Source organism: uncultured Thiodictyon sp. (genome assembly GCF_903946935.1).
Lineage (GTDB): Bacteria > Pseudomonadota > Gammaproteobacteria > Chromatiales > Chromatiaceae > Thiodictyon.
On the sequence record NZ_CAJAXH010000301.1, the window covers coordinates 1 to 4,079 of the forward strand.

The 4,079-nt window shown below is 59.9% G+C and carries 5 protein-coding genes; 3 read left to right on the forward strand and 2 right to left on the reverse strand.

Annotation, left to right across the window (positions count from 1 at the left end; genetic code table 11):
• Window positions 1-511 precede the first annotated feature (511 nt).
• From QZX93_RS25595 to QZX93_RS25605, 3 genes are read left to right on the forward strand one after another with little or no spacing between them, the layout of a single operon-like run.
• Window positions 512-1,978 carry an antA/AntB antirepressor family protein gene (locus tag QZX93_RS25595; RefSeq protein WP_295392167.1) on the forward strand — a complete coding sequence of 489 codons (1,467 nt, stop codon included), beginning with the start codon at window positions 512-514 and terminating at the stop codon, window positions 1,976-1,978.
• 6 nt (window positions 1,979-1,984) lie between these two features.
• Complete coding sequence (locus QZX93_RS25600) at window positions 1,985-2,416, forward strand: single-stranded DNA-binding protein (RefSeq protein ID WP_295392169.1); 432 nt, start codon at window positions 1,985-1,987, stop codon at window positions 2,414-2,416.
• Window positions 2,417-2,435: 19 nt separating this feature from the next.
• Complete coding sequence (locus QZX93_RS25605; RefSeq protein ID WP_295392171.1) at window positions 2,436-2,864, forward strand: hypothetical protein; 429 nt, start codon at window positions 2,436-2,438, stop codon at window positions 2,862-2,864.
• Window positions 2,865-2,946: 82 nt separating this feature from the next.
• Here the strand turns inward: QZX93_RS25605 and QZX93_RS25610 are convergent, their stop codons facing one another.
• Both QZX93_RS25610 and QZX93_RS25615 read right to left on the reverse strand, forming a co-directional pair.
• On the reverse strand, window positions 2,947-3,375 hold the full coding sequence (locus tag QZX93_RS25610; RefSeq protein ID WP_295392173.1) for a conjugal transfer protein TraM: 429 nt from the start codon (window positions 3,373-3,375) through the stop codon (window positions 2,947-2,949).
• Window positions 3,372-3,920: a conjugal transfer protein TraL gene (locus tag QZX93_RS25615; protein ID WP_295392175.1), complete on the reverse strand. Its 549-nt coding sequence runs from the start codon at window positions 3,918-3,920 to the stop codon at window positions 3,372-3,374. Before QZX93_RS25615 ends, QZX93_RS25610 begins: the two co-directional genes overlap by 4 nt.
• Window positions 3,921-4,079: the final 159 nt, after the last annotated feature.

Sequence of the window (4,079 nt, forward strand, 5' to 3'; positions counted from 1 at the left end):
ACCCAGCTGGAAGACAACGGAGGCCGCCAAGAAATACTTTGGCAAGCTCGGCGTAGAGAAGTTTGCGGAGGGCAGCAACAGGACGGCCGCTACTGTCTCGACGACCTGTACCAGGCCGCCGGCGCCCCGGCTAAACACCTGCCCGGACCCTGGCTGGATCTCACCAGCACACAGGAATACGCGCAGCGCTACAAGCACCCCGGCCGGCCGCCGGTGGTGGTGACGCCAGTGACCATGCCAGTATCCTCCGTGGGGATTGACCGGCGACCCGGGCGCGGCTATGCTTCCCGCGTCGCCCCCCATGGGCGGCCGGGATTAGCCTCCTGCAAACAGAGCGCCCAAGGCGCTCAACCGAGACGCCTTTTTTTGTGCCCCCAGTTTTATGGTGGGTACCGTGGGGGCGTCTTCGGACGCGCCGCTTCTCTGTGCGGTAAGGCTAACCCTGCGGTACCTGCCGCCCTCTCAATTAGCCTTGATGGCGGCAGTTCTCAAACACACAGAGGACTTCGCCATGTCTGACGCTCCCCAAGATCCGTCCGCCCTCGTCCCGTCCGCGGGCACCCAGCTCGTCCCCGTGTTCCTGGCCCAGATTGGCGGAGTCCCCGCGCAGGTCTGCGACGCGCGGACCCTCCACGCCTTCTTGCAGAACGGCGATAAGTTTGCCGGCTGGATCGCTGATCGCATCGCAAAGTATGATTTTCAGGAAGATCAAGACTTTGCATTGGTTTCTGTAAATTCCGAAATCAAAGGCCGGGGCGGCGACCGCCGCTCAAAGGACTACCACCTCAGTCTCGACATGGCCAAGGAACTGAGCATGGTCGAGAACAACGCCAAGGGCCGAGAGGCGCGGCGCTACTTCATCGCGATGGAGCGCCAAGCCCTGGCAGCCGCAGTGGCGCCGACTCCCGATCCCGACATCTCTCCGCCGATCGGCCTGGGTGACCTCGTGATCCGCCAGGACCAGGACGGCCGCTACTGCCTCGACGACCTGTACCAGGCCGCCGGCGCCCCGGCTAAACACCTGCCCGGACCCTGGCTGGATCTCACCAGCACACAGGAATACGCGCAGCGCTACAAGCACCCCGGCCGGCCGCCGGTGGTGGTGACGCCACACGGCACCTTCGTTGAGTACGGGTTGGTGCTGGCCTATGGGCACTCGGTGAGCCAAGATTTTCACCGGCAGGTTAGCGACGCGTTCGTGTCCGCGGCGGCCATCCGGGCACACGTCTGGGAACCGCGGATGGCCGAGGTGCGTCGGCTCTTGGCGCAGCCGGCCCCCGCGGCGCTAGACGCGCCCCTCCTGCCAAGCGAGCAACAGGCCTTGGCGTCCGTTATCGGCGCCCGCTGCGCCGGCCTCGACGCCACACTCCAGGAGGGGATCTCCGCCGGGCTGTGGTCGAGCCTTCAACGCCAGTTCCACATCGTCGAGCCGGCCGAGCTGCCCCGCTCCAAGTTGGCCGAGGCCATCATCTACCTGACGGCCTTGCCCGTCGCACTCGCGCCCGTGGCGGCGCTCCCGGCCCCCGCCGCTCCCGTCGAGGTCCTCACCCGCGACGACCGGGCCAACCTTGATCGCGTGCTGGGGTTGATGACGGATCACCTGTTCCACGCCCGCGCCTGGCGCTCGGCCATCTGGAAGTCCTTGCGCGCCGTCACCGGTACACACTCGCCCCAGCCCTTCGAGGTGCGCCACCTGCCCGCGATGTGCGCCGAGTTGCGCCGGCTCTATGCCGCGTCCGCCGCCTGGCAGGATGCGGTGTATGAGGCCGAAGCCGATCTTCTGCGCCGGGTGTTCCGCGGCGGCGAGGACTTGGAGCAGGTTATCGCCGAGCAGCGCGCCCAGCAGATCGCCGAGGGGGTCGAGCGCGGGACGCAACTGGTCGTGGAGCTCGCCAAGGCTCGCATGAGCGACCTCGCTAATCTCTATGCCCGCGTGCCCCCGGCACGCCACGATGCCAGGCCCGACCTCCAGGAGTAATTCCAGATGATTCAAGCGAGTTTGAGCGGTCGGCTTGGGAAAGACCCCCGGGCGATTGAAACGAAAACCGGAACGCCCATGGTTTCGGTGTCGGTTGCTGTCGATGTCAGTTCGTATAAAGGCGAATCGACGGTCTGGGTGAGTGTGACCGCCTTCGGGAAGGGCGCGGAAATCTTGGGTACGCACGTCAAGGGAGACACCATCGCCGCGTCGGGCCGGTTGGAAATGTCTCACTGGACGCCTGAGGATGGGGTAGAGCGCGAGAGTTGGACCTTGATCGCTGACCACATCCATTCTGCGCGAACGGTGCGCCAAGGTGGGGGCCATGGGGGTAAGGGGCGCCGGAAGGCCGATCCGCCGGCGGATGGATCGCCACCGAGCGAGCCAGCGCCGAATCAGGACGAGGGCCGTCCGTTCGATGATGATATTCCGTTTTAGCTATTATGGGGGCGTAGTCATGTCAATTATGACAGATGTGGCAAATCATGTTGTGGCGGGGCTCTTGACCGGTGGTGTCGTTTGGTGGGGGATTTGGTGTTCACTGGAAGCTTCGCTATCCAGGTGCAAGAGGTACGAGGATCGGGGCTATCGTGCAGGGCAAGCCGAAGTTTCCGCATATTCCAAGAGGGTTACTTCAGCAGGACAAGGTTTCGCATGCGAAACCAACTTAGAATGTGAAGCATTCATCCATCTGACGATTGACGAAATCTTAAAGGCAACAGATTTCGCCATATTGCATGGGCCATGGGAGCCATTCACAATCAAAAGAGTTCCGCGTGAAGTATTGACAGATGGAACGCTGCCAATACCTGGTGATCTTAAACACAGCATCCCGCCTGGGTTATATATCTATAGCCGGAATGGTGATGCGTTAAAAATAAATTGAATAGTTGGCCCGTTTAGGAAAAAGTACGATTAGGACGGTCGGTAACGGGTTAAATAACCGTTCCGGCCGATCCCTGTACCTCTCACTTGCCCACTAGCCAGACCGCTAACGCCACCGCGGCACACGTCAGGCCCGCGGCGATCACATTCAACATGGCAGCTTGCCGCGTCCCCTGCAACTGGTTCTGGATGTTGTTTGCTGCCTCAGCGAACTCCCGCCGCAGTTGCAGGCTGGCCGTTTCGAGCTCCTCTGCTAAGGCTGATTTAGCAGCGGTGAGCGCCGCAGTAAGCACGGGTTCAGCCATCCCCTTCGCCTGATGATTCCACCGGGCAGCGATACCTTCCATATCTTGCTTGAAGGCATCGATGGCCTGTTGCTGTTGGGCCGCCGCATCCCGCAAGACACCGGCGTTGATTGTCGTTATCATCATGATCGGGTCATCCGTGCCGATCTTAACCCCATGCTTGCTGGCAATCTCGCTTACCAGGGCGTCTTGGGCTTCGGGGCTCATAACACCCTCGCGTTCGCCATATTGCCGAATAGTTCTCTCTGAATCATTGTGAGCCGCTGCCGGACTATGATCGGCGTATCGGGCATCGCGATGGCTTCGGCAAAGGTCAACCGCGCTCTGAGCATATCGCTGAAATCTCGCCCAAAGGTATCCTTGTTTAGGGAAGGGATTCGCACGAGTCCCGACACCCGCGCGTGATGATTCTGATACGCGCGCATCTGTTCAAACTCTTTGCCCTCGTACTCAATCTTGCCCCAATAGGGATTGAGCCAGACACAGAGTAGGACATCCTCTGGAAACTGACCAGCGAGTTCTTGAAATCCATTAACAGTGTCAGCGAGCGCTTGGCCGCCTGTAATCGCTGTATGTATCACTAACTCGTGTCCCATGTTTTTTAAGCGTGCCGGGACCTGTTGGCTAATGAGATAGTGAGAAAGTGCAACGAACGAACTCGCTCCGTTATCTATCACCACATCACTCTGCGCCGCGGCGATGATATCGAACAGAACATCGAAGTTGCTGGGTCTGATTTCCCCGTCTTCCATAATTGCGAGACGTTGAACATTTAGAGCCTGTCTAGAAACTAAATTATTGATTTTATAGCAAAAAAATTGTAGAATCTCCGGAATCCATACGAAAATGCGATCTTATTCCGGGTTTCAATATGAATGAAGACAGCATCGAGTCGCCTGCCAGGTATCCTA

Excerpts from the sequence above, each read along its gene's own strand:
- QZX93_RS25595 (WP_295392167.1), top strand. The coding sequence starts at position 512 with ATGTCTGACGCTCCCCAAGATCCGTCCGCCCTCGTCCCGTCCGCGGGC.
- QZX93_RS25600 (WP_295392169.1), top strand. The coding sequence starts at position 1,985 with ATGATTCAAGCGAGTTTGAGCGGTCGGCTTGGGAAAGACCCCCGGGCG.
- QZX93_RS25615 (WP_295392175.1), bottom strand. The coding sequence starts at position 3,920 with ATGGAAGACGGGGAAATCAGACCCAGCAACTTCGATGTTCTGTTCGAT.
- QZX93_RS25610 (WP_295392173.1), bottom strand. The coding sequence starts at position 3,375 with ATGAGCCCCGAAGCCCAAGACGCCCTGGTAAGCGAGATTGCCAGCAAG.
- QZX93_RS25605 (WP_295392171.1), top strand. The coding sequence starts at position 2,436 with ATGTCAATTATGACAGATGTGGCAAATCATGTTGTGGCGGGGCTCTTG.